This window comes from Acinetobacter sp. CAU_H_29a_1, assembly GCF_058599505.1.
This window is the reverse complement of record NZ_CM178655.1, coordinates 2375125-2398525: the sequence shown is the minus strand read 5'-3', so window position 1 is coordinate 2398525 and position 23401 is coordinate 2375125. Positions and strand designations below refer to the sequence as shown.

25 protein-coding genes, 3 pseudogenes and 1 other annotated feature are annotated in these 23401 nt (G+C 38.8%); of the genes and pseudogenes, 12 read left to right on the top strand and 16 right to left on the bottom strand.

Annotated features, from left to right (window positions below; all coding sequences use genetic code 11):
* Nucleotides 1-21: 21 nt before the first annotated feature.
* Together AC4MDD_RS11945 and AC4MDD_RS11940 are read right to left on the bottom strand one after the other, a co-directional pair.
* A complete protein-coding gene (locus AC4MDD_RS11945) occupies nucleotides 22-870 on the bottom strand; it encodes a hypothetical protein (protein WP_491881698.1) in 849 nt (282 codons plus the stop codon).
* Nucleotides 857-1198, bottom strand: coding sequence for a hypothetical protein (locus tag AC4MDD_RS11940; RefSeq protein ID WP_094148771.1), 342 nt, complete (start codon nucleotides 1196-1198; stop codon nucleotides 857-859). The genes AC4MDD_RS11945 and AC4MDD_RS11940 overlap by 14 nt, the downstream gene beginning before the upstream one ends.
* Nucleotides 1199-2298: 1100 nt before the next feature.
* Between AC4MDD_RS11940 and AC4MDD_RS11935 the strand changes: the two genes are divergently transcribed.
* The 3 genes and pseudogenes from AC4MDD_RS11935 to AC4MDD_RS11925 all read left to right on the top strand — a co-directional run.
* Entirely contained in the window at nucleotides 2299-2907 is a 609-nt protein-coding gene (locus AC4MDD_RS11935) for a hypothetical protein (RefSeq protein ID WP_094148777.1), read from the top strand.
* A 30-nt stretch (nucleotides 2908-2937) separates the two neighbouring features.
* Nucleotides 2938-4287 (top strand): CAP domain-containing protein, encoded by a 1350-nt coding sequence (locus tag AC4MDD_RS11930; protein WP_491881697.1) that lies wholly within the window; start codon nucleotides 2938-2940, stop codon nucleotides 4285-4287.
* Nucleotides 4277-4837, top strand: a pseudogene (locus AC4MDD_RS11925) (hypothetical protein); the annotation flags it as partial. The gene AC4MDD_RS11930 and the pseudogene AC4MDD_RS11925, both read left to right, overlap by 11 nt.
* A gap of 37 nt (nucleotides 4838-4874) precedes the next feature.
* On the opposite strand, the gene AC4MDD_RS11920 reads toward AC4MDD_RS11925, so the two are convergent.
* A protein-coding gene (locus tag AC4MDD_RS11920) for an IS3 family transposase (RefSeq protein ID WP_491881696.1) occupies nucleotides 4875-6094 on the bottom strand; the annotation gives its coding sequence in 2 pieces (ribosomal slippage) (nucleotides 4875-5818 and nucleotides 5818-6094; 1221 coding nt in all).
* Nucleotides 5703-5819: a sequence feature (AL1L pseudoknot), on the bottom strand. It overlaps the preceding gene by 117 nt.
* Nucleotides 6095-6145: 51 nt before the next feature.
* Between AC4MDD_RS11920 and AC4MDD_RS11915 the strand changes: the two are divergent.
* From AC4MDD_RS11915 to AC4MDD_RS11895, 5 genes and pseudogenes are all read left to right on the top strand, one after another.
* Nucleotides 6146-6508 (top strand): annotated as a pseudogene (locus AC4MDD_RS11915) (hypothetical protein); the annotation flags it as partial.
* A 96-nt stretch (nucleotides 6509-6604) separates the two neighbouring features.
* Nucleotides 6605-6850: a type II toxin-antitoxin system HicB family antitoxin gene (locus AC4MDD_RS11910; protein WP_199935025.1), complete on the top strand. Its 246-nt coding sequence runs from the start codon at nucleotides 6605-6607 to the stop codon at nucleotides 6848-6850.
* Nucleotides 6851-6882: 32 nt separating this feature from the next.
* Complete coding sequence (locus tag AC4MDD_RS11905; protein ID WP_094148776.1) at nucleotides 6883-7164, top strand: hypothetical protein; 282 nt, start codon at nucleotides 6883-6885, stop codon at nucleotides 7162-7164.
* 20 nt (nucleotides 7165-7184) lie between these two features.
* Nucleotides 7185-7823 (top strand): DUF6088 family protein, encoded by a 639-nt coding sequence (locus tag AC4MDD_RS11900; RefSeq protein WP_227556820.1) that lies wholly within the window; start codon nucleotides 7185-7187, stop codon nucleotides 7821-7823.
* A 256-nt stretch (nucleotides 7824-8079) separates the two neighbouring features.
* Nucleotides 8080-8385, top strand: a complete 306-nt coding sequence (locus AC4MDD_RS11895) for a hypothetical protein (RefSeq protein ID WP_094149123.1) — start codon at nucleotides 8080-8082, stop codon at nucleotides 8383-8385.
* 405 nt (nucleotides 8386-8790) lie between these two features.
* Here AC4MDD_RS11895 and AC4MDD_RS11890 read toward each other — a convergent pair.
* A pseudogene (locus AC4MDD_RS11890) lies at nucleotides 8791-9240 on the bottom strand (SDR family oxidoreductase); the annotation flags it as partial.
* A gap of 64 nt (nucleotides 9241-9304) precedes the next feature.
* On the opposite strand from AC4MDD_RS11890, the gene AC4MDD_RS11885 reads away from it, so the two are divergent.
* On the top strand, nucleotides 9305-10237 hold the full coding sequence (locus AC4MDD_RS11885; protein ID WP_490792603.1) for an IS5-like element ISAba12 family transposase: 933 nt from the start codon (nucleotides 9305-9307) through the stop codon (nucleotides 10235-10237).
* A 456-nt stretch (nucleotides 10238-10693) separates the two neighbouring features.
* Here the strand turns inward: AC4MDD_RS11885 and AC4MDD_RS11880 are convergent, their stop codons facing one another.
* On the bottom strand, nucleotides 10694-11671 hold the full coding sequence (locus AC4MDD_RS11880) for a GlxA family transcriptional regulator (protein ID WP_125275154.1): 978 nt from the start codon (nucleotides 11669-11671) through the stop codon (nucleotides 10694-10696).
* Between the two features lie 132 nt (nucleotides 11672-11803).
* Here AC4MDD_RS11880 and AC4MDD_RS11875 point away from each other — a divergent pair, with 132 nt between their 5' ends.
* Together AC4MDD_RS11875 and AC4MDD_RS11870 are read left to right on the top strand one after the other, a co-directional pair.
* Nucleotides 11804-12688, top strand: coding sequence for an MBL fold metallo-hydrolase (locus AC4MDD_RS11875; RefSeq protein WP_094149107.1), 885 nt, complete (start codon nucleotides 11804-11806; stop codon nucleotides 12686-12688).
* An 83-nt stretch (nucleotides 12689-12771) separates the two neighbouring features.
* Nucleotides 12772-13314 carry a cysteine hydrolase family protein gene (locus AC4MDD_RS11870; RefSeq protein WP_087014584.1) on the top strand — a complete coding sequence of 181 codons (543 nt, stop codon included), beginning with the start codon at nucleotides 12772-12774 and terminating at the stop codon, nucleotides 13312-13314.
* A gap of 76 nt (nucleotides 13315-13390) precedes the next feature.
* Here the strand turns inward: AC4MDD_RS11870 and AC4MDD_RS11865 are convergent.
* The 6 genes from AC4MDD_RS11865 to AC4MDD_RS11840 form a co-directional block, all read right to left on the bottom strand.
* A protein-coding gene (locus AC4MDD_RS11865) for an IS3-like element ISAba22 family transposase (RefSeq protein ID WP_085940844.1) occupies nucleotides 13391-14556 on the bottom strand; the annotation gives its coding sequence in 2 pieces (ribosomal slippage) (nucleotides 13391-14298 and nucleotides 14298-14556; 1167 coding nt in all).
* 139 nt (nucleotides 14557-14695) lie between these two features.
* A complete protein-coding gene (locus tag AC4MDD_RS11860; protein WP_087014582.1) occupies nucleotides 14696-14917 on the bottom strand; it encodes a DUF6500 family protein in 222 nt (73 codons plus the stop codon).
* Between the two features lie 56 nt (nucleotides 14918-14973).
* Entirely contained in the window at nucleotides 14974-15192 is a 219-nt protein-coding gene (locus AC4MDD_RS11855; RefSeq protein WP_010326906.1) for a hypothetical protein, read from the bottom strand.
* A gap of 4 nt (nucleotides 15193-15196) precedes the next feature.
* Nucleotides 15197-16492, bottom strand: coding sequence for a Y-family DNA polymerase (locus AC4MDD_RS11850; protein WP_010326905.1), 1296 nt, complete (start codon nucleotides 16490-16492; stop codon nucleotides 15197-15199).
* A 12-nt stretch (nucleotides 16493-16504) separates the two neighbouring features.
* Nucleotides 16505-17140 carry a LexA family protein gene (locus tag AC4MDD_RS11845; RefSeq protein ID WP_010326904.1) on the bottom strand — a complete coding sequence of 212 codons (636 nt, stop codon included), beginning with the start codon at nucleotides 17138-17140 and terminating at the stop codon, nucleotides 16505-16507.
* Nucleotides 17141-17247: 107 nt separating this feature from the next.
* Entirely contained in the window at nucleotides 17248-17898 is a 651-nt protein-coding gene (locus tag AC4MDD_RS11840; protein ID WP_010326903.1) for an SOS response-associated peptidase family protein, read from the bottom strand.
* Nucleotides 17899-18113: 215 nt separating this feature from the next.
* On the opposite strand from AC4MDD_RS11840, the gene AC4MDD_RS11835 reads away from it, so the two are divergent.
* On the top strand, nucleotides 18114-18254 hold the full coding sequence (locus tag AC4MDD_RS11835) for a hypothetical protein (protein WP_004981682.1): 141 nt from the start codon (nucleotides 18114-18116) through the stop codon (nucleotides 18252-18254).
* A gap of 67 nt (nucleotides 18255-18321) precedes the next feature.
* On the opposite strand, the gene AC4MDD_RS11830 is transcribed toward AC4MDD_RS11835, so the two are convergent.
* The 5 genes from AC4MDD_RS11830 to AC4MDD_RS11810 form a co-directional block, all read right to left on the bottom strand.
* Nucleotides 18322-20400 (bottom strand): catalase, encoded by a 2079-nt coding sequence (locus AC4MDD_RS11830; protein WP_491881695.1) that lies wholly within the window; start codon nucleotides 20398-20400, stop codon nucleotides 18322-18324.
* Nucleotides 20401-20690: 290 nt separating this feature from the next.
* Entirely contained in the window at nucleotides 20691-21374 is a 684-nt protein-coding gene (locus tag AC4MDD_RS11825) for a DUF421 domain-containing protein (protein WP_491881694.1), read from the bottom strand.
* A 71-nt stretch (nucleotides 21375-21445) separates the two neighbouring features.
* Nucleotides 21446-21742 carry a hypothetical protein gene (locus tag AC4MDD_RS11820; protein ID WP_004981674.1) on the bottom strand — a complete coding sequence of 99 codons (297 nt, stop codon included), beginning with the start codon at nucleotides 21740-21742 and terminating at the stop codon, nucleotides 21446-21448.
* 107 nt (nucleotides 21743-21849) lie between these two features.
* Nucleotides 21850-22026, bottom strand: a complete 177-nt coding sequence (locus tag AC4MDD_RS11815; protein WP_491881693.1) for a hypothetical protein — start codon at nucleotides 22024-22026, stop codon at nucleotides 21850-21852.
* 238 nt (nucleotides 22027-22264) lie between these two features.
* Nucleotides 22265-23290, bottom strand: coding sequence for an IS30-like element ISAba125 family transposase (locus tag AC4MDD_RS11810; RefSeq protein ID WP_491881692.1), 1026 nt, complete (start codon nucleotides 23288-23290; stop codon nucleotides 22265-22267).
* Nucleotides 23291-23401 lie beyond the last annotated feature (111 nt).

The window sequence follows — 23401 nt, the reverse complement described above, 5'->3', positions numbered from 1 at the left end:
ATCTGAATAAGTTGAACTTGCTCACTTGATTAAATACCTGTCGATTTGTAATTGCTCAAGTAGATGCCATTGATATCGCTCCTGACCACAAAAGGATTGTTTGATGTAGGCAATATGTCGAATCACGTGTTTCTGCTGTTTGAGTAAATTTTGGATGCGCTGATCTGCATAATGAATATCAACGCGCTGCTGCAACAGTGCTTGATAAAAATGACGATGATCAGGGTTCATATTTTTCAAAACTTCCTGTGGTGCAATAGGATAGAGTGGCTGACTCAATCCTTGTGCCGTCGTATGTTCAGAAATGACAATCTTCGACTGTACGGAACATTTCTCTTTTTTTAATGACTGCTCGTGTGTAATCGTCTGATCTTTGAGAGTGTGAAACGCCTGTTGAATTGACAGCGTTAGTGTATCAGCTTGAGTGTCTTTAACTGCATTTCTACTTCTTTCAGGCTTTGTAACAGTTGTATTTGTAGTTTGCATCAACGATTGCGGTTGAGCTTGAGTTTCAGTATTCGGCTGGATCAATTGTTTTAACTTTTTATAGTTAATTGAATAAAAGTTGGTTTGGAGCCATTTATTTTTTGAGAGCTTTTTAATCACTAAAATCTCTGCCTGTTTTAATTTAGCGACGATCCGTTTAATGGTTGAGACACTATAGATCCCGAGGGTTTGTTGCCATTGCTCATAGCTATGAAACCAATACTTTTTTCCTTTGTGGACTTGAGCATCACTTTTTTCTAAGCAGTAATGCAGCTTTTGTAAAAAAGTCGCGGCTGCGACGCCATACGCTTTTGCAAGCGTAGGCGAAGCAATTAAAGGGTAGTCCGAGGGAGCCAGCAGAATATGCTGATTATGCTTGGACATAACGTGCTCCCAAAAGACGCTCAGCACGTTCAATCAGGTTTTGACGTTGATGGGTTCGGAATGCCCAGAGCGATGGGGTATGATTATTTTGATTGAGTTTTGCGACTTCAGCGATTTGTTCATCATTCATCTGGCGCATGCATTGACGAATAATTTGGTGCGCATGTTCAAGCTCGGTCAGCATGGAGTCTGCAGTATCGAGTGCTTGATAAAGATGGGTTAAGCTTTGACGCTGGGGATTTGAAATGCTTTTGCCAAGTTCAACAATCAGTTGAGAGGCTTGTTTTTTAGATGTGCAAGTGTATGCACAATGAAATTTAGCGTTCATAGTCGTTTTCTCTGATAAGTTTTAAATACTTACCAACATCACTTTCCTACGGTGATGGTGGCAGCTCGACAGAAGTAGGAAATACCGTTCAGAGAGTACGGCCAGCACAAAGCTGTCCTGTCAAGCCGCCATAACGACTGCTAAAACAGTAGGCAAAAAAATAGCCGCTAAGCGACTTTTATTTACCGCTCTCTGATGATATCAGGTTTCCTACGCCTGAACACAGATTTTGCTGTGTCCTATAAGCTTATCTGCGTATCCATTGCACTGTCAACGCTGTATTTGATTATTTTTACAAAACGCAACATTTCATTAATTCATTGATTAAACTTTAGTTATTTTCGAAGTCTGACGGCTGGGTCTACCTATGATGAACAGGAAGGTATCGTTTGACGAAGTAGAGTTTTTCTTCAGATCCACTTAAAAAAGTGAATGTTTGGCGAAGATCTATTCAATCATTTTATTCATTTATTTTATTACAGAAGAGCAGTTCATTTTAGACCGATCCATAGCATCAAAATGAGCCCATCGATGGTTTTAATTTGAGCTTATGGTCGAAATCAACAACTTAACTGAATTTATTCAAGCCGATCATGTGAATTTTATCGTATCGCAAAATTGACTAAAGCGCTGGATAAATCTAATATGAGCTCGCTGGCCTACATTGCCAGTCGGTTTTAGCAGACCGTTGATCCAGCACAGAAAATAGCCTGTCTATTTTTTGTGGACCTTCTCGTCCCCCTTTTTTTCTATGGTAGGGCAGGAGGGGGACGTCTTTGACGTGCTGGTTCCTTGGATCCCAGTCTGCTAACCCTCTTTTGCTCTGCCACCATTATTTAGCAGTAATCGGCAGAGCTTCTTAAGATTCAAGGAGCTTCTCATGCTGTACCCATCTATTCTTTATTGTGCCTCCGCACCCGTTCAACCTTGTTGTTTCCTTCAACAGGGCATACAGCACTGATTTTAATTTTTAAGCTGTATTAAAAAACATTTTTACACGAACAATCTCTAAGGTGGATGGCTCAATCACGCCTATAAAAAATACTTATTTTTATATCCCCTTGTGATTGTCAATTGCATTGAACATGCGGGGAACAATGATGTCTGAATTCACTCAACCAAAAATCATTCCAATCGAAAATCGCCCACCAAAATCCAAAGTTTTTATAAAGTGCATCGTGGTGCCGATCGTCATTTTTTTAATTATGGCTAAAGTCTTTTCCTTTGGATGGTTTGGCTCTCTATTCTTTGGCATCTGGCTGTTGTGGTTTGTGATCACTTATTACTTCTATGAATATGGCAATACTTACTTTGCAGGCATGACGGAGCAACTGACCCGTCAAGGTGAACAGTTTAATTATCACAATCGTGGGGTCTGGATTAACAGTCAGCATAAAACCATTATTCTGTTTGATGAACCTGAACAGCGTTTAGTGAAATACCCATTTGACTATATTACCTCGGTTGGCCACTTCAACTTAGTTGAAGATAAAGTCTCTTATTCCAGCACAATCACCAGCAATCCGATGACGGGAACGCATATCCACCATCACGAACATCGCAGCCCAGTCAAAAGAGAATACCAAGTCAATATTGGAACACGCGACCCATTCAAACCGCATTACTGCCTTAAAGTGTTGTTTCCTTGGCGTAGCCCAAAAATGGCCAGTGAAATCCGCCAATTACTATCGGCTGATCATTACCAATAAAAACTAAGAATAAGAGGGGGGAATAAACGTATGAAACATTCAAAAATGGGGATACCATCGATTAGAACCAGCACCTTGATGCTGGCCATCAGTATGGCGATGGTCGGATGTGGTGGTGGTTCAAGTTCTGGTGGAGTAGAAGACTCAAATAATGGCAGCACTTCACCTCAACCCGTGACGTGTGCTGAAACAGAATATCTACAAGAAGGAATCTGTAAAAACAAGACAGCACAACGCTTTGAACCCTTAGAGATCCATCGCTTTCTCAAAGGTCAGGGCTATCAGTTAAATCTGAAGACGGATCAAGATCTGACCCTCAGTTTTAGCAGTCAGAGTCCAAGTATTTGTGACTTCGAACAAGGGGAGCTCAAAGCCTTAGATTTGGGCGAATGTAGTTTAAAACTGACACAGGCAGGAACCTCACAGCTTCTGCCTGTGAATAGCACAATGGTGGTGGATGTCATTGAGAATGATACAGAGGATCTTAAGGATCTGAATGCCTGTCAGGCAGGGAGGCCCAGTGAGGCGGAGCGTCAGCTGTTTATCAATACCTTGAATGAGATCCGTGCCTTACACCATCTGCCGAAAGTTCGCTATGACCAAGCCTATGAAGATCAGATGATGCAAGCCTCTATGTTACTGGCGGTGAATGAAAAGGCCTCACATTATCCGGATCGTACGTGGCGCTGCTTTAGTGATATTGGTTATCAAGGGACTTCGACATCGAACTTGAATTTTGTTCAAGCCTATCAGCCTTTAGCCAGCTACGGTGCAGATACCCATGTGATTAATTGGTTGATTGAAAAAAACTCGGTCAGCATTGGTCATCGACGTCATCTCTTAAGTCCCTTCCTGAGCAAAACTGCCTATGGCGAAGTCTCTAATACTGAGGCTAAAAGCGTAGCGACCATCTTAGGCGCTGCCATGAAAGTGGTCTATCCCTATGCATCGCAAACCCTAAGCACCACGATGCCGAAAGGGGTGATTGCCTATCCGTATCATGTGTATCCGAAGAAATTCTTTTCAAAAACTGAACCTTTATCCCTGTCGATATTAGTCAATCCACAGAATGCCTATGCCAATAATCAAGTCGATTTTTCACAGGCGAAGCTCACAGTGACGAGACGGGATAATCAGCAAGCTCAAACGATCAGCAACATCCAGTATGACAATATCAGCTATGGTTTATTGGCCAATAACCTGCAATTTCATTTTAGCGCAATGGAATACAACGTGATCTATGACGTTAATGTGCAGCATGTGATGGTAGATGGAAAAGCTGAAGACTATGCTTACTGGTTTAAAGTTGATGATCAGTCTGGTGAACAACGCTTATCAGGAGAACAACGCTCAGCAGGAGAACCATCCGATGACATTTAAGTTGAGATCATTTTTACTCGCCAGTGCTTCATTGTTGGCATTGCAGACTGTGGTGGCACAGCCTGTGACTTTAGAGCAGGGCTTAAACTGTTTGGATTGGGCCAAGCAAGAACAGTCTTTTAGCAATCAACTGGCCACGGGCGATTGGACGCATACAGTAGCATCTAAGCTAACAACGCTGCAACAACAATTTCAGCAGCAATACACCCAGCAAAAATCATCCGTTGTGGATGATCCAGACGATGAAAACTACTGTGAGGATTGTCCTGAAATCGAGGTCTATTTGCCCAACGATCAACGCAATCCGATTCAACGGATTGAGGCTTTGATGCAGGTCAGTGTGGCTGGGGCAAGTACTTTGATTTATCGCAATGATGACATGGCCCAAACCAAAGAAAAAATTGAAGCGGGTTTAAATATTCAGTTCAGTCACTATAGCGAACAGCAATATAAACGTTTCAAGCAGCAATGGGATCAAGCCTCAGCACATGACAATGAGAAACGAACGAAGACCCAGCAGGTCTTTCAACAGTATCCGCATTTAAAAGTGAACCGTACCGGGTTTGTCGGAGGCTTTTTTATTTAAGTTAGGCCACCTGACCTAACGGGTTAATCTTATCATAGTACATTGCTTCAAACTCAAAAGGCGATACATAACCCAGTGCACTGTGTACACGCTTTTTATTGAACCAATCTACCCAGTTTAGTGTCGCAAGTTGTACATCTGCTAAACCTTGCCAATCTGCTTTTAAATATTCAATCACCTCTGTTTTGTATAAGCCATTCACCGTTTCAGCCAGAGCATTATCGTATGAATCACCAGTTGTACCGACTGATGCTCGTAAATTTGCAGCTTCTAAACGATTGGTATAGCGAATAGAAAGATATTGAACACCTCTATCTGAATGATGAATCACATTCTTAGGCATACCTCGATCGTGCAATGCTTGCTCCAATGCATCGAGCACCATATCTGTATTCATCCGTGTAGATACTTTCCATCCAACAATTGCTCGTGAGAACACATCAATAACAAAGGCGGTATAGACCCAGCCTGAATGAGTTTGAATATACGTAAAGTCACCCACCCATAGTTGGTTTGGATGATCAGCATTAAAATTACGTTTCACTAAATCATCTGCCCGTTTTTGGTCATCTCGGTTACGAGTAGTTTGTTTATTCTTACCACGCCAAACACCTTGTATACCTAGCTTTTGCATCAATCGAGCAACTGTACAACGTGCAATAACATAACCCTCACGTTTCAATTTTTGCCAAACTTTACGTACACCATATCGACCTGAACTTTCTTTCCAAATAAGTTTGATTTGCTCTGCATGATGTAAATCATGCAGAGCACGTTTCGCTCGATGTTCTGGGTTATCAACGAGATCTAAAGCCCGATAATAGGTCGAAGCTGCAATCGGTAAAATTCTACAAATCGCTTCAACACCATATCGATCTTTATTGTTATGGATAAAATCCACCATTATTTGTGTGGGCGGTCGAGCTCCGCCTGGGCGAAAAAAGCGGCTGCTTTACGTAGAATCTCATTGGCGCGTTGCAGTTCTTTATTTTCGCGTTCGAGTTGTTTGATACGTTCTTGGTCTGAAAGCTGCTGTACTTTAACTGGATTTTGTTTATCTAAATATTTTTGATACCAAACACGTAGTGTTTCAGGAGTACAACCGATTTTAGGAGCAATAGCTGTGATTGCTGCCCAAGTAGAAGGATAATCTTTTTCAGATTCAATTAGTAATTGAACCGCTCTTTCTCTGATTTCAGGGGTATATTTTAATTTTGTCATCGGGATAGTCTCTCAGAATATTGACTCTCCGACAAACCTGGTACGGTTCAGGGCTTATGTCTTAGCCTATCAAGCTGGGCTTGTGCGGGCGCCAAAGAAAGCCTTGTGGGAAAACGTCTGGTGATGGACATCCCTGAGGTTCATTGTGCAGGTTTGTCCTTCTCGAAAAATGGCAAAGATGCGGCGATGTATGCAGAACTGGGGCAATGTCAGGATCCGATGCCGCTTAGAGTCAGATGGTTAGATGACAAGACCTTTATCTTAATTGAAAAAGTACGCCTCAATGAGACGTCTCCACCCCGTAGCTTCTTATACAAAGTCAAAAGCGTCAATCGGGATTATGTAGAGTTGACTCATATATCGACAGGGTGGCGAGACTCAAAAGACGATACGCTAGGTTATTATTTTAGATAACAAGATCGGAATAGTGATCAAGACAGGCCCTTACTGAGGCAGGGGCTTTTCAAACAAGAAATGAATGGTTAAATCAGTATTTATAGGAGTTCGATCATGAGGTGTAGTCCAGTGTTTTATCCAGCAAAATTTGAAAAAGAAGGACAAGCTTATAACGTCTCTTTTCGGGATATTCCAGAGGCAATGACTTGTGGTGATAATTTTGAGGATGCGCTACAGATGGCCAAAGATGCGCTGTTTACCAGTGTGGACTTTTATCGTGAAGAGGATCGGACTTTACCTCCACCGAGTGAATGCCAAGAAGGTGAGATCATGATTGCTTTGGATCTGGCACTGAAATAAATCTCAGATGCATCAAAAGTGAGGAGATCGAGATGGAAAGAAAAGAACATGAATATTTAGAGCAACACAAAGACTTAGAGCAAACGACAGATATTTTATGTGATGTTTGTATGGAATCCACTCAACTGAACTATGCTGTCCTGTCAGCCAATTGGGGCAGTGGGTCGAAGCATAATGGAGAACAGTATGAACTGCATTTATGTGAGGCGTGTTTCTTCGCTACTGTCGTAACGTTAAAAAGAGAGCATCGGGTGAAGCAGATGTTTAATGATGATTTTAATGAAGCTGCCTTAGAAAAATTTGGTCTGAAATAAGTATATCAAGATGACGGATTGTGCCTATAGACGACAATATTAAAAGACTTTTAGTAGAAGCTGAATTGAAAAACTTATCAGCAGGCTCTGTGTTTTCTATTCAAGATATCAGTGTTGCTCTTTCTAAGAAGCAGCTATTAAGCTTTTTATCTGCCTATCTGGATCAGGGGGAGGTCAGTCAGGTTATCCCTAATATTTACTATAAAGTTAAATTCTCAAATCTTTTTAATCCGCCGAGAGCCTTACCCCCAGATCTCTCCAAAGTGTTAGCCGCGATAACTCGATTAACCGGTGAGACGTTTCAATATGATGGAGGCTATTGTGCCAATCGTTTAGGTTTAAGTACTCAAGTGCCTCTATATCATGTCTTGCATACCAATGGCTGTTCAAGGCGATTCAAACTGGCTGGGGTAGATGTGGTACTGAATCACACGGATGATCAGCGACTGCTCCAATACCCTTTACAAAAAGTAGGTATGGCGATCTCTGCTTTGTACTATTTAGGACCAAATGTTGTGGATGATAAGATCATCAAAGCGATCAAAGATCAGTTATCACCTGAGGAGTATGCAAAGTTACTTTCAGCCGATTTACCGAAATGGATCAAAAGGTTGACGAGTGATTATGAAAATTGGACTGCTACCTGCATTAGGCTCTAAATCTCTTGCTTCAGTATTTAATGCTAAGAATGTTTTGAATTCCTCATATTTTTCCTGAGTCCAATAAACAAGACAGTATTTAGTAATTAATGGGTCTCAAATATTGTATACATTGATTTTAGTTATACTATCTTGCAGTAGTTTATTTCATACTACTTGATGATATTTTTACATACTAATTTTTAATTCACAGGGGTAAAGACGATGTACTATTTCGCAGAGGATCCCTTCTAGGTAATGTTACCTAGGAGGAACAATGAAAAAACTAAAACATCAATACAAGCAATCAATACAAAGTACTCGACACGATTATCTTTGGAAGGTTTACCCTAATGTCAGAAGTTCTATATTTAAGAAATTTAGTACTCAGCAAGAGCTTAGCTTTTATTTTTTGCATCGTATTGAATACAAAAGCTATTCGCTTAAAATTCGTGTAGCACGTGGTACAGGCTTACCTCATGTTTGGGATGATTTTCCGACTTGCGTTTATAAAGTTGCTAAAAGTTGGAAACATAATTCTAAGAGAGCACATCAATACTACAAAGAACATGAACAAAAATAAAAAATGGGAGCTGTTGATCAGCTCCCATTTTTGTTGTTTCGGCATAAGCCACTTAAGAAAATAGGGCTAAAATTCCCTCTTTGAAAAATCCGATTGAGTTTATCCTAGACAGTTTTAAGCAAATATCGGTAACTGTCAGATTAAGTCAGAACTAATACAATTTAATCCATCAACACCTTGCTCAGAATATCTTTTCCACCACTTACGTAAGAAGATTAGAGGTAATTCAGTGTAAACAAAAAATCTCTTTCAGGCTTCTTTTTTCACAACAAGTTTTTTTTTCTTCTTAAAATTCTAATAAATAGAGCAAAGCATTTTGTTGTATTAGCGTGCTTTGTATACGTAGATATATGATAGTCTCGTTATGCTATAAAAAGACCTCTAGAAAGAGGTCTAATTTCAAAATTAACCATTGACTATCTCCCCACCATTCACATGTATGACTTGCCCAGTAATATAGCTTGCATCGTCAGAGGCTAGGAATAAATATGCAGGAGCGACTTCACTTGGTTGGCCCATTCTACCCATTGGGGTATCTTTACCAAATTTTTCAACTGTTTCAGCATCAAAGCTACTTGGAATTAACGGTGTCCATATGGGACCCGGTGCCACACCATTTACTCGAATTCCTTTTTTCTGCTTCATTAAATGGTTAGAAAGACTACGCGTAAATGTTGTAATAGCACCTTTGGTACTTGCATAGTCAATTAACTCATCGTGACCTTGATAACTCGTAATACTTGTTGTATTGATAATACTGTCCTCTTCTTTCAAATGAGGAAGTACTGCTTGAGTCAGATAAAACATCGAGTAAATATTTGTTTTAAATGTTATTTCTAATTGTTCTATCGTTATATTTTGAAAGGGCTTTGTTGCACAAACCTATCTGTAAAGGGTTTTTCAGCGATATAATTTTCAAATGAAGAAGCCTACACACAAAATCTACCGCACAACCAATTGGCCCGCATATAACCGAGCACTCATGAGTCGCGGAAATATTGCCATTTGGTTTGATCCTGCTACGCAATGGTATGCGCCATCAAAAGGCAAACAAGGGCGAAATCAAACCTACTCCGACGCAGCCATCCAATGCTGCTTAATGATTAAATCCTTATTCCGTCTGTCTTTACGTATGGTCACTGGCTTTGTGCAAAGTCTGATTAAACTTTGCGGATTAAATTGGATAGCTCCAGATTACACCACGCTTTGTAGAAGACAAAAGCATATTGATATTGTAATCAGCTACCAAAAAAGTAGCGATGGGCTGCATCTACTCATGGACTCTACAGGCATGAAGTTTCTAGGTGAGGGCGAATGGAAACGCAAGAAACATGGACCTGAATATCGTCGCCAATGGCGTAAACTTCATATTGGTATAGATGCTAAAACCCTACAAATACGAGCAGTTCAGCTTACAACCAATAATGTCAGTGATTCACAGGTGCTTGGTGATTTACTTAATCAGATTCCACAAGATGAGCAGATTAACTCTGTTTATACCGATGGAGCTTATGACACCAAGCAATGCCGTCAGGTCATTGCAGATCGGCAAGGGCATGCGGTGATTCCACCTAGAAAAAATGCGAAACCATGGAAAGATACAAAGAGTAGCTCGCTAGAGCGAAATGAATTACTTCGAACAATTAAAAGTTTAGGCAGGACACTATGGAAAAAATGGTCAGGCTATCATCGGCGAAGTTTGGTTGAAACTAAGATGCATTGCATCAAATTATTAGGAGATAAACTCAGTGCAAGGAGTTTTGATAGCCAAGTGAATGAGATCCATGCACGTGTAGCAGTCCTTAACAGATTTACGGAATTAGGTCGACCACTTACCCAAGTTACGCCTTAAATTTGGCTCAATTAGGGGCGCTTTGCATTTCAAATCTTTGTGCAACAAAGCCTTTATAAAATGTATTCTGTTTACATCTATATCTGAAATTTATTTCACCTAACTGATATCAGAAGTAGCACAAATGGTTAGGCTGAACTCCATAGACTACAGTGGAGCGTTTCTATTAGGCAATACTTATGAAAAGTCACTATTACTATTGAGCATATAGTGTTTTGTAGTGTAGTAGATCAGTTCACTGTTTGGGGGAATGCAGGAGGTAAAAGTATGCAAGGGCTTATTAATCTACATGCTAAAGAAAAGGCTTTGTTTCTATCATGATCAAAACATTCATGCTGTGCATCCTGCTCTCAGCCTGAACAGCGGATTCGATTTTGATAAAGGTACATGTGACTGTCTTTGTGCAGTGTGTGAATTGGAATAGTCCATTTGTGAGGGCTGATTCGAATAATTCTTTTATGGAAAGTGGGGATGATTATCTTTTTTTTTGATCCCAAATGCTTTTCTCCATGCTAGTGGGCAGGTGCCATATTTTTCACGAAAATTTTTTCTAAATGACACAGTATTATTAAAACCTGAAAGCTCAGCTATCTTTTCGATAGACAAGTTTGTCGTTTCTAAGAGTTCACAACTTAATCTGATTCTTTCAGTATTCAGCCAATCGACTAAGGTCATACCTGTAGCTTTCTTAAAATGCCGTGTGAACGTCCTACGTGTCATATGTGTCCGTTCAGCTAGGCTTTCAATATTATGTTGTATAGCTAAATTCGTTCTTAAAAAATCAAGTAATAGGTTAATTTGTGCATCTTGACTCGATTCTGCTACTGGTTGTTCAATAAACTGAGCTTGTCCACCTTCACGGTGAGGCGGAATTACCATTACTCTAGAGACTTTATTCGCAATTTGTGCATTATAGATTTCACGTACCAAGTATAAACAGCAGTCTAATGCTGCACCTGTTCCAGCAGAGGTTACGATCCTTTGGTCTTCTACATACAAGGCATCATGATCAAGCTTAACCTGTGGAAATCGCACACAGAAATCTTGTTCAGCCATCCAGTGTGTAGCTGCTTTTTTATGGTCAAGTAAACCAGCATATGCCAATGCATAAGTTCCATAGCATAACCCTACAAGTCTAATTCCAGTCTGATATGCACAATTTAGGGCATCAATAAGTACTTGTTCAGGCTCGTGATTAAAATCATCCCACCCAGGAATAATAATAAAATCCGATTCTTTAATAAGTTCAATCCCGCCATCAGGCATAATCATCATTGATTGTTCTGTTTTTACAGGCTGACCATCTATAGAAAAAATTTTAAGGTCAAATAAGGGCTTATCTTCAATTTTGATATTGAAGATAATATAGGGGATAGAGAAGTGAAATGGATTTATATTGGGATAGACGAACAATCCAATCACTGGTATAGCCATTAAACCTACCTCTCTAAAATAATAAATATAGCATTTTGTCCCAATAGTTTCGATGATTGTCCTTCAGGACAATTTTTTTGTTTGATATTTTCTATCATGATCTAGGTATGACTAAATGATTGGATCTGGAACATGAATAAAATTGTAAGTAGTTCACTTATTACACTCTCTCTAGCAATGGCCTCAGTCCATTTATCTGCGAATGATAATGTGGTTCAGCGAGATACGTCTAAAGTTACGTATATACAAGAAATTCGCAATGCAACGATTAAAGTAACCTATGCTGATACGACTTTTTTAATTGACCCAATGTTTGCTAAAAAAGGATTCTATGAAGGTTTTCCTGATACTCATCGTAGCTATTTACGGAACCCATTAGTCGATTTGCCTATCAAGCCCGAAACGATTTTAGAAGGTGTAGATGCGGTAATCGTGACCCATACCCATCTAGATCATTGGGATGATGCAGCACAAGCGACTATTCCGAAAAACATGCCGTTGTTTGTACAGAATAAAGAAGACCAGAAAATCATTCAGTCACAAGGCTTCAAAGATGTTCGTGTATTAACTCAAGCGACCTTTGAAGGGATTAAGCTCACTAAAACTGGTGGTCAACACGGTACTGATGCCATGTACCGTATTCCTAAGCTTAAAGCTGGATTAGGTGAAGCAATGGGTGTGGTATTTGAAGCTGCTGGCCATGAAACTGTTTATGTGGCAGGAGATACCATCTGGCGTTCTGAAGTTGATCAAGCGATTCAAACATTTAAACCTGATGTGATTGTCTTGAATACAGGTAACGCCTTGGTTGATGGCTTTAAAGAATCCATTATTATGGGCAAAGAAGATACTTATCATGCAACTCAGAAAGCACCAAATGCTAAAGTGGTTGCTGTTCACATGGATGCAATTAACCACATGTCGGTAACACGTGCTGAGCTTGCAGATTACGTAAAGGACAAAGGAATCCAAGATAAGGTTTTAATTCCTATCGATGGTGAAACGCTTTCTTTCTAAAGTGACTTAAAGAAGTGGAAGCATTCCACTTCTTTAAAACATAAGTAGAACAAAACAAATATTAGTTAAGTAAAGGAATAGGTATGTCAAAATCAGCTTTATTAGTTATCGACTTACAAAATGAATATCTACCTACAGGTAAATTACCATTGGTAAATATTGAACAAGCTGCTGCTAATGCAGTGAAAGTAATTGCGAAAGCCCGTCAACTGGGTACTCAAGTGATTCATGTGCAACATATTGCTGATGCTGAATCTCCTATATTTGAACCTAGCTCAAATAGTATTGAATTTCAGGACACAGTTAAGCCGCAAGAAGATGAAGCTGTAATCATTAAAAATCACATCAATGCGTTCTTAAATACGAATCTCAAAGAAATTTTAGATAGCAATCAAGTGACTGAGTTAGTCGTGATTGGTGCTATGAGCCATATGTGTGTTGATGCTGCTGTTCGTGCTGCTTCTGATTTTGGTTACAAGGTAAAAGTTATTCATGATGCTTGTGCAACGCTAGACCAAGAATTTAATGGTATCAAAGTACCTGCTGGTCATGTACATGCAACATTAATGGCTGCTTTTGAATTTGCATATGCTCAAGTAATATCAACTGAAGATTATGTTAGCTAAAGACTAAGATTTTAATATTGTACTTTGTTTATAATGATATACGCTGAATTATCAGGAGACTTTCCCTTGGGAGATTCTAGGCAGCCAACTTATAAAAGTCTTCGGCCATTTGATTTGGTGTCTTAAAACCCAAACCCTTTTGAATTCTTCGATGATTATAAAATAACTCAATGTATTTTATAATATCTGCTTTGGCTTCTTCTCTGGTTTGATAGTTGTAATGATGCACTAACTCATTTTTCAGTATTCCCCAAAAGCTTTCAATCGGTGCATTATCGTAACAGTCTCCGCGCTTGCTCATTGAACCTTGAAAACCATATTGCTCAAGTATATTTCGATATTCATGGCTGCAATATTGACTTCCTCTGTCTGAATGCACAATCAGTTCTTTGGTTGGTTTTTGATTGTGAATAGCCATATTTAGCGCATTACAAACAAGCTGTGTTGTCATGCGCTCATTTAAGCTATAGCCAACCACTTGCTTCGTGTAAAGGTCTTTTACCGCTGCTAAGTACAGCCATCCTTCAACAGTCCATATGTACGTAATATCACTTGACCATGCTTGATTTGGTCTAGTCATTGAGAATTGTTGCTCCAGCAGGTTTTCATAGATCGCTCGATTATGGTCACTATTCGTAGTCCTTTTAAAACGCTTGTGTCGCTTACAATACAGGTGGTTCAGCGCTTTTATCTGACGTACAGCGTACATACTCATTTTTATACCTTGAGCTTGTAAGTATTTGGTTAATCGAATATAACCATAGCTCTGCCTGGTCTCCTCATGGGCTATTTTCACCAATATCGTCTGTTGATTTCGTTGAATCGTTCTTTTGCTCACGCCTCTCTTGAGCCAATCATAAAAACATGAAACTGAAACATGAAGTAATCGAGCCATTAAGGTAATTGGAAAAGAATATCTTTTTTGTTTCATATAGGCGTACCTTACTGACTTTCTTTGGCAAAGTACGCTGCTGCCTTTTTTAAAAATTCACGTTCCATTTCAGCTATTTTGAGCTGTTGTTTGAGTTTTTTATTTTCTTCGAGTAGAGCGTTTAGATCAGGTGAATACTGTTTTGTACCTGCTAAAGTTCCAGCCTTTGCTTTGGTATTCCAATTTGAAAGAGTTTGCATTGAAATGCTAAGTTGTCTGGCTGTTTCCGAGACATTGCCTTGATTGGCTTCAATTAATTTGATGGCTTCAGCTTTAAATTCTGTGGTGTAAGTCTTGTGTTTCTTGCTCATGGTAAACTCCTGATGAGTGTGTTTAGTTTACCAAGTTAAAACCTCCTGTTTTTTCAGCACACATCAATAATTTTTATTGTAATAATCAATATCCTATATCAAACCATGATAGAGTTAAGCGCTCTATCATTGTTTTTTATTACTTTGACTCACCTAAAACAAGTTGCCTAACTTTAACTGCTTTCTCGAAGTGATCTAATTTGTGTTTCATAATCCACCAGTGAGCAGCCTCCATTAATAGTTCTGGATTATCATTTTTATTCTTGAAGAAAGCATAAAAGGATAGACCGACATTTTCTCCTTTTTTCTCAATTTTCTCGTTGCACCCACGAATAAAAATTTCTTTTAATTCATCTCTCATTTTTGACCTACTTCAATTGTTCAATTTCTCTAAAACCCGTATTCCTGCCGATTGTTTTAGTTTACTGTTCCCAACACTGGAATCATTCTAGGTCCAGCCTGTCTAGCCTTACCAATAATCTCAACCAGCTCATCATAAGTCAGCTCAAACTTATCCTCACTGTCAAAGACATAGACCATATTCTTGTCTTTGAATTCTTCAGGAGTAGGCGGCACGAACCGCTTAGGAATTAAAATCTGTGCCAATTGTTCATTTGAAAGTTTAAATAAATGCATAGTCTTATCTCACTCTAAAGAGTTCATTCCATTCGGTTAAATAGTTTGGGGATTTGCGTTCTTGATTCATTTGCCAGTGTTCTTCTTTTCGCCCACACAAGCCCAACGACAGCGTGTTCTTGCCATACTTGTGGGTGATGTGATCTAAGGTGTCGGAGAGCTTGGCTCGCTTAATCTGTAGAGAATAATCGGTAAATAGGTCAGGGGAGAATTTGGTTTTAGGTATGATCTCCATCAGGATGATGCCTGCCTTTTTATACTTAAATCCGGGTTTGAATATTTCATCAATGGCCTGCATTGCTATGCGGGTAATCTCTAATACATCATCGCTGTGTTCATGTAGCTGCATAATCACGTAAGGTGTGTATTTTGCACATTTATCAAAGCGACCAGTTTGAATAAACACCCCAATCATTTTGCATAGGGACATATCATCCCGAAGCCTTGAGACAGCTCTTTGCACATATAAACGCACTGAGGATTTGATATTTTCAATGTCGTAAATCGGTTGGCCATAAGATTGGCTACTGATGATTTGCTTTTTAGCAGGCGCATCACTCTCTAGATCGATGCATGAGATCCCATTCAACTCGCGTACAGTCTTTTCCATAACAATACTGAACTGCTTTTTAATCTCTGCTGGATGCGCTTGAACTAAATCCAAAACGGTACGGATATTCATTGTATTGAGCTTTTTACTGTTCTGGCGACCAACTCCCCAAACCTCGCCAACATCGATCTGTGCAAGCATGGCTTCAGTTGAGCAGGGATCCATATCGACCAGATTGCACACTCCATTAAAGAACTTATTCTTCTTGGCTAGATGATTGGCAATTTTGGCTTCAGTCTTTGAACGTCCAATGCCCACACAGCAGGGTAAAGTGAGCCACTGCCAAGCAGTCTTGCGAATGTCTTGGGCATAGTCGGTTAAATCAAATAAGTGCTCATAGCTGGTGAGATCCAAGAAGCATTCATCAACTGAATAAATCTCTTGCTCTCCTGGTGCAACATACATCCCCAGTAAAGTCATAAAACGACGAGACATGGCCCCATATAGGGCAAAGTTGCTGGAGAACACCTGAACATCATGCTTCTTGATGATGTCTTGAATCTGGAATACCGGCACACCCATTTTAATACCAATGTCTTTGGCTTCTTGGGAGCGCGCCACGGCACAACCATCATTACTCGAGAGAACAATGACCGGACGATTATTAAGGGACGGATTAAAAATACGCTCACAACTGACGTAGCAGTTATTCACGTCCACTAACGCGAATATACGATTTTCAGCTTTCATTTTTTATACTTCTTATTTGCTGGTCGAGCGTCTATAAAATTGCTTGAGGTTGAAAGTCACAACCCCTTGGATAGAGATAGACTGGCTGTCTTTAGGAATAATATGCTCGTAAGCTGGATTTTCAGCTCTCAGCCAAATAGGGGGAAGTTCATAGTCTTCATCCCCAAACATTTCTTTGATTTCTTGTTTTGACATCTTAGCGGTCATCATTAACCGCTTAAGTGTTATTTCACGCTCATCGATGAGGGCTAAAACGATATCTCTATGCTGTGCTGTAATGCTCTTATCGACCAAGAAAGGGTCATCGATTTCAAAACCAGCGTAAAGCATAGACTCACTATCAACCCGTCCCATAAAAGTGGATATGGGGTTGAAGATAAGAAAGTCATTTAAGTCGATCGACTTATCGATATGGTCTTTGGTACCAAAAGCAGGACCAGCTGAAAAACGTTCCAGTGCAGACGGAATTTCGAGGCGGGTTTTGACTGAAATTTCTTTAAGATCAAACTTAGAGCCTAGCTCATGCTTTTTTTGTATTTTTTCAAAGACAGCATTGACTGTAGGACTAGGAGCACCATCGGGACCCATGAGTGTTTGAAGGAATGACCAGACGTCATCCGAGAAATAGATCGGTAGTTTCTTTGACATGTTTGACTCCTACGCTACGAGGCGTGTTTGGAACTGAACTCTTTTTTTAGAATAGTCTGCGCTGAATTAAATTTCAAATTTAAAAGCTGTGGATAATCAAGGCACCTTCAAATTAAATTAGGTTGAGCACCATTTTCGGATAAGTGGGATTTAGGGAAGGTGATGTACTCATCCTGCATTTCAAAGAAGAACTCATGCGCCTCTTTAAAGCTGCAATTCAGCCATTCTTCGCGGTATTCGTCAGGGATTACGATGATCGAGCGCTTCTCATCTTTAGGTTTATGGAATTGCTTCATAAAGGGGTGTTTATCGGCATTGATGGTGAGCATGCTCATTGATCGGATTTGCTCCCCATCGATGACAGCATTCTCGTATATGGCCGCCACAGTAAAGGGCATGCCATCCTCACGTGCAATCCCATACCAGTGAGATTTCCCGTCAATGTATTTAGGCTCAAAGATGGTTTCGACAGGGATTAAACCAAATTGAGACTTATGCCAAGCCTCCCTAAAACTGGGTTTTTCAGCGACCGTTTCAGTCCGGGCATTGTATGTGTACTTGCCGAAATTCTTTTCCTTGGCCCACTTAGGAATCATTCCAAAATTAACCGATCGCCATTCGATCTTGCCGTCATTGGAAAAGATCAAAGGAGAGGGATAGTTAGGAAATATGTCTTCAGGAAATTGCAATTGATCAGGTTCAGGGAGATCTATCAGGAATGCACGATTCTTTCTTATCGCTTCGAAGTTTGCGCACATAGACTTATCCCTGTTTATTCTTCATGATCATCGCTCAAATAGTAACCCAACTAAGAATAAAATGATTTCAAAACAATTTAGTATCGTCAACGCAGTGCTCACATAAGAATTTGCAGTATTAAACCTAAAAACAGTGAGTTTTACATATCTATAATTGATACTCAGCTCTACAAGTCATATTTATTTATATAAGCTATACTGGTGATGGAATCGCTATGACTAATAAACAAACGCAAGAGTCCAATCCTCAAAAAGAATCAAACGATGACAAGGGTGATCAGAAAACCTATCAGAATCCGGATCCCCAAAAAAAACCTAATGAAGAGCCCGAGAACCCGCTTAAAGAGCAGAAGTAGATCAAAAAGCCCTCGTCGAGGGCTTTTTGAAATCAAATGCTTACACTACTTTTAATCTCAAATAAATTCATGCTGGAATAGCTGCGACAACTTTTTCTCTATCCCACAAACGGTGATTTTGAATAGCTTGTTTGAATTGATCTTGGATCTCTTTAAAATTTTGAGTAGAGAATAGAGCTGCATCCTTAGTGAGCTGAAACTCATCTATTAAAGCGCATTTATCACCGAGGAAAACAATAGGTTTGAGATGCTTATATGTCTCTAATACATAATGTTTAGAAACTCCATCAGCCTTAAATACTTCTAAATTATTCCCATCAACCACGATTACGGCATCATAAGTCACTGAAGGCTCGCCATTTTGTCTCCCATCTACTGGTATTTCATTGCCATCACAAGATTTAACTGGGGCTGCGTTCGGTGCTAAAGTTTCCACAATAGCTTTTTCTGCTTCAGCCCATATTTTAATATCATCTATTGATGATGCATTTACACCGTCATGAACGAGCAAGGCAATTTTTCGCTGTTTAATATCAGATGCAGGAAAAGATGAGGTACTTAATCTCTTCGAAGATGCAATTGCGGGCTGGTGCAGACTATCTTGCTGTTTAGGGGGAGTTTTAATACCTAACTCTTTCGCAACATATTCAGCTAAGTCCAAGTCAATATTAGCTAAGACAGCGTAAACTACACGTCTGCGGATATCTTCCGATTTAACCTTAGATAATTCAAAAGAATATGCATCCTTAATATGCTGTTGTTCATATTTTTCCAAACTATGATAGTGCATTGTGGCTTGCGAGAAATGATCAGCGAAACTTTCTGGTCGAACTCTTAGTTTGCTGCCTTGTACTTCTTCAGGATGTGTCTTGAAGGCACCACCGTCATTAGGTGATTCTCTTGGCCAATTTTCATCAACAGAATTAGGTTCATAATTTGCCTTTCCTTTATAAACTTCGTGATTAGCATAACCACCTCGTCTATTCGTATGAAAAGGACAAACGGGTTTGTTAATTGGAATTTGATTAAAATTTACCGTACCTAGTCTGTGTAAGTGAGTATCCGTATAGCTAAATAGCCGTCCCTGTAAAAGGGGATCGTTACTAAAATCTATACCTGAGACAATATTTGCAGGACTAAAAGCAACTTGTTCTGTTTCTGCGAAAAAATCATCTGTATTTTTGTTTAAAACAAATTTACCTAGTGGAGTGACAGGTACAAGTTCTTCTGGGATTAATTTTGTAGCATCTAAGACATCAAAGTCCCATTGTTTTGCATCTTCTTCAGAGAAAATTTGTGCGCCTAATTCCCATTCCGGGTAATTGCCACGCTCAATAGCATCCCACAGATCACGTCTGTGAAAATCGGGATCTTTGCCATTAATTTTTAAGGCTTCATCCCAGACGACTTGAGCTACCCCTTGCTTTGGAGTCCAATGGAATTTCACTAAGAATGCTTCATTATTCTTATTAATCAATCTAAATGTATGAACACCAAAACCTTGTATAGAGCGTAGATTTCTTGGAATTGCTCTATCAGACATTATCCAAGTAGTCATATGTGATGCTTCGGTGTTTAAAGAAATAAAATCCCAGAAAGTATCATGGGCAGATTGACCAGTTGGAACTTCATTGGCATCTTCTGGTTTTACTGCATGAACAAAGTCCGGAAATTTAATAGCATCCTGAATGAAGAAGACAGGGATATTATTCCCCACCAAATCATAATTTCCTTCTTCAGTATAAAATTTTATAGAAAAACCTCGTACATCTCGAACGACATCAGCCGAACCTCGCCCACCTTGAACTGTAGAAATACGGACAAAGATAGGAGTTCGATTATTTGTGTCCGTTAGGAACTTAGCTTTAGTCCATTTTTCATTACCGGTATAAGCTTGAAAGTAACCATGAGCACCGACCCCTCGAGCATGTACAACACGTTCTGGAATACGCTCACGATCAAAATGAATAAGTTTATCCCTTAGAAGAAAGTCCTCGAGAAGAGTAGGGCCTTTCTCATTAATTTTTAGACTATTTTGATTATCAGCTACGGGAACACCTAAAGAAGTGGTAAGAGTTTTACCTATAGGATCCACGTATGCTTCCTCAGAAAGCTGGTCGATTTTTGGTGTATTTGGTTCTTTCATATCACATTCTCTTATACATTTGCTTTATAACGTTTTATGAAAATAAGTATTTATTTTCACGTAAGTTAATGGCTTATTTGTTGACGGATATTTTGTGCTTATACAATTTAATAGGTTATCTACAATCGAATATGAGTTACTTGCAAGAAAACTCTTTTTTGGATCAAAGATACCCATATAAACTTTAAGTATTTATGCTTTGAGTAAGGTAAAGAAATGTGTATTTTTTGTTCGCTTAAACTATTCATTTTAAATAATATTGAAATAATCTAAGTCAAAACAAAAGCTTATTAATTTTGATATTCCTCGCAATACAAACAGGATTTAGCCCATTTTGTATTTTGACAGCGAGGGTATTCTTCATTTAAATGATTTAAACGTTGGGTTTGACCACACAACATACAAGAATAAAAGTGATCGACATTATGATGATCTGCGATTTGGTATTCATCGGGAAACAGAGGAAGGCCCCATTTTATATTTTCTTTAGAATATGGGATCACGCTTAGGCAGCCATCAGTCTCAAGCAGTGCTATTTTAACTTGTCCGAGATGCTCTATTTTTTTTTGGCGCATTTCAGCAAAGAATTCATCGTATGAATACTTTTCTTGCTTAATATCTTCAACAATCAGTAAACCATTTTTGACGATGTATATAGGTCGACCTTCCAATACGGTCTCAATAGCATCGGATTTCATCATTAAATAAGTTGTTAAGCGATATAAAGCCATAATTACTGCAAAAACGATGACAGCATGTATGATCGGAACTTCTTCATAGAACATAGCATCGCCAGCAGCAGATCCTAAACTAAGAATAATTGCGATTTCAAAGATGGAAAGTTGCCTAACACCACGTTTACCAGAAAATCTTAAAACTAAGATAATCAGGAAGTACATCAAGACACTACGAAGTACAATTTCTGCTGCAAAAGTAAATGTAGTATCAGCTAATAGTATTTTTATAAAGTCCATTTTACACCTATTTAATTATTATTTAGATGTGCTGATAATGAGCCTAAAAGGCTCATTATCATTATATTGGCTTACATTTTGTCCCATGCATCTTTAATCGCATGTTTGGCTTGTTCCCACTTTAAGCGTGATTCAGCCTTTAGTTCTTCCCATTTTACTTTTAGATCACTTTCTGAATCCTCAAATCGTGCATCAGTACCACGCTCATTTCGGGCATGCTGACCTAATTCATAGGCTGAACGAAGATCACGGTCATAATCTACATCAGGAAGTTCTCGTTGGATATCGCCGTAATATGGGCGGTTTGAATAATCTGTACGCCAATCATGCTTGATTGGGTTTTCGTCTTGATGGTCATTGATAGTCATAATGAACTCCAATTCTATCCAACTAAGAATTCAAAAAAAATTCATAGTTGGATTTAATTAATGAATGAGTTTAAGAATTTAATAATATTATTCAACATGAAAAACTATTATTTCTGTTGAGCGTGTTGGTCATTTTTCTGGTTTTGGTTCGGTTGTTTTTGCTGATTCGGATTTTTTTGTGGTTGGTCTGGTTGCTGTTGCTGTTGTTGCTGATCTGGCTTTTTTTGCGTTTGATTTGGCTGCTGCTGTTGCTGATTTTTCTGCTGTTGATTTTGATTAGTCATTTTACTGAACCTCATAAGATTAGAATTAATCTACATTAATTAATCAGTAGATTTATTATTAATATCATAATTTGTGTTTTAAAAAACATCAGAGGTGTTACATTTTAATTTTTGAGTTAAATTGTGTTTGTTTTAAAGGTTTAGGTGTTGATAATAAATGGAAATATATATTTTGTTTTTTACAAAAGGCTAACAATGTTAAATTTTATTCTTAATTCAGATTTATATCTTGGCGAATTCAAACATGAGGTGCGACAGTTTCAAAAGCCTTATGATAATCAACAAGCTGAGCAAACTTCTCTAATGGTGTAAGCCAATCTAACGCTTTTCTAGGACGAGTATTCAGTGACATGGCAACTTGATTTAAATAATGCTGATCTGCCTGATTTAAATCAATCCCTTTAGGTAAATATTGCCTAATTAAACCATTCATATTTTCGCATGTGCCTTTTTGCCAGGGTGAATGTGGGTCACAGAAATATACATCTATGCCTAAATCTTCTTCGAGTTTTTTATGTTCTGACATCTCACGTCCACGGTCATAGGTCAACGTTTTACGCAGTTCTGCAGGTAAATATTTCAGAGCTTCAGTTAAAGCCTTGCGCACGGATTCTGCCTTTGCATCAGGTAATGTTGCCAAGATACAGAGCCGTGTATTTCGTTCAATAAGTGTTGCTATCGAACTTTTATTGTCTTTACCTTTAATTAAATCAGCTTCCCAATGACCCGGTATTTTTCTTTCTTGAACTTCGGCTGGGCGCTCATGAATAGTTTTAATATCCTGTAATATAGAATCTTTTTTAGGTTCACCGTTAGCTTTTCGCTTTTTATTTTCATGACGCAGACAGGATAATAAGTCTTTTTTCAACTCACCCTTTGGTAATGCTCGTATAGTTGAGTAAATCGTTGTATGGCTTACATTCATTGTTTGATCCAAATCAGGAAATGTCTTTAAACGCTTTGCTATTTGCTGAGGAGACCATAAACAACGGATCGCTTCAACAATAAATTTCCAAAGGATTGAATCGATTTTGAGTTTTCTATGACCACGTCTACGTCTAGCGAAGGTGTGATCAGAAGCATATCGGGCTTGATAAACGTCATTGATGCTATTTCTTTTAAGTTCACGATAGATCGTACTAGGATGTCTTTTAATAAGTTCAGCAAATTTTCTGGCTGAAAAGCCTTCTTTTCTTGACTCAAGCATTAATGCAGTACGATCTTCAAAGTTAAGATGATGGTATGACAATTTTATATACTCCATAAACCCTTTAAATTAATTAGGTGGTTTATGTCGCACTTCAAGTTTTACTCTGCCCTTTTTGATTGGATTTGTGTTTGTAATTTATTGATTTTTTTGAATTTGAAAAAATAA

Excerpts from the sequence above, each read along its gene's own strand:
- AC4MDD_RS11945 (WP_491881698.1), bottom strand. The coding sequence starts at position 870 with ATGTCCAAGCATAATCAGCATATTCTGCTGGCTCCCTCGGACTACCCT.
- AC4MDD_RS11940 (WP_094148771.1), bottom strand. The coding sequence starts at position 1,198 with ATGAACGCTAAATTTCATTGTGCATACACTTGCACATCTAAAAAACAA.
- AC4MDD_RS11935 (WP_094148777.1), top strand. The coding sequence starts at position 2,299 with ATGTCTGAATTCACTCAACCAAAAATCATTCCAATCGAAAATCGCCCA.
- AC4MDD_RS11930 (WP_491881697.1), top strand. The coding sequence starts at position 2,938 with ATGAAACATTCAAAAATGGGGATACCATCGATTAGAACCAGCACCTTG.
- AC4MDD_RS11910 (WP_199935025.1), top strand. The coding sequence starts at position 6,605 with ATGAGGTGTAGTCCAGTGTTTTATCCAGCAAAATTTGAAAAAGAAGGA.
- AC4MDD_RS11905 (WP_094148776.1), top strand. The coding sequence starts at position 6,883 with ATGGAAAGAAAAGAACATGAATATTTAGAGCAACACAAAGACTTAGAG.
- AC4MDD_RS11895 (WP_094149123.1), top strand. The coding sequence starts at position 8,080 with ATGAAAAAACTAAAACATCAATACAAGCAATCAATACAAAGTACTCGA.
- AC4MDD_RS11885 (WP_490792603.1), top strand. The coding sequence starts at position 9,305 with ATGAAGAAGCCTACACACAAAATCTACCGCACAACCAATTGGCCCGCA.
- AC4MDD_RS11880 (WP_125275154.1), bottom strand. The coding sequence starts at position 11,671 with ATGGCTATACCAGTGATTGGATTGTTCGTCTATCCCAATATAAATCCA.
- AC4MDD_RS11875 (WP_094149107.1), top strand. The coding sequence starts at position 11,804 with ATGAATAAAATTGTAAGTAGTTCACTTATTACACTCTCTCTAGCAATG.
- AC4MDD_RS11870 (WP_087014584.1), top strand. The coding sequence starts at position 12,772 with ATGTCAAAATCAGCTTTATTAGTTATCGACTTACAAAATGAATATCTA.
- AC4MDD_RS11860 (WP_087014582.1), bottom strand. The coding sequence starts at position 14,917 with ATGAGAGATGAATTAAAAGAAATTTTTATTCGTGGGTGCAACGAGAAA.
- AC4MDD_RS11855 (WP_010326906.1), bottom strand. The coding sequence starts at position 15,192 with ATGCATTTATTTAAACTTTCAAATGAACAATTGGCACAGATTTTAATT.
- AC4MDD_RS11850 (WP_010326905.1), bottom strand. The coding sequence starts at position 16,492 with ATGAAAGCTGAAAATCGTATATTCGCGTTAGTGGACGTGAATAACTGC.
- AC4MDD_RS11845 (WP_010326904.1), bottom strand. The coding sequence starts at position 17,140 with ATGTCAAAGAAACTACCGATCTATTTCTCGGATGACGTCTGGTCATTC.
- AC4MDD_RS11840 (WP_010326903.1), bottom strand. The coding sequence starts at position 17,898 with ATGTGCGCAAACTTCGAAGCGATAAGAAAGAATCGTGCATTCCTGATA.
- AC4MDD_RS11835 (WP_004981682.1), top strand. The coding sequence starts at position 18,114 with ATGACTAATAAACAAACGCAAGAGTCCAATCCTCAAAAAGAATCAAAC.
- AC4MDD_RS11830 (WP_491881695.1), bottom strand. The coding sequence starts at position 20,400 with ATGAAAGAACCAAATACACCAAAAATCGACCAGCTTTCTGAGGAAGCA.
- AC4MDD_RS11825 (WP_491881694.1), bottom strand. The coding sequence starts at position 21,374 with ATGGACTTTATAAAAATACTATTAGCTGATACTACATTTACTTTTGCA.
- AC4MDD_RS11820 (WP_004981674.1), bottom strand. The coding sequence starts at position 21,742 with ATGACTATCAATGACCATCAAGACGAAAACCCAATCAAGCATGATTGG.
- AC4MDD_RS11815 (WP_491881693.1), bottom strand. The coding sequence starts at position 22,026 with ATGACTAATCAAAATCAACAGCAGAAAAATCAGCAACAGCAGCAGCCA.
- AC4MDD_RS11810 (WP_491881692.1), bottom strand. The coding sequence starts at position 23,290 with ATGGAGTATATAAAATTGTCATACCATCATCTTAACTTTGAAGATCGT.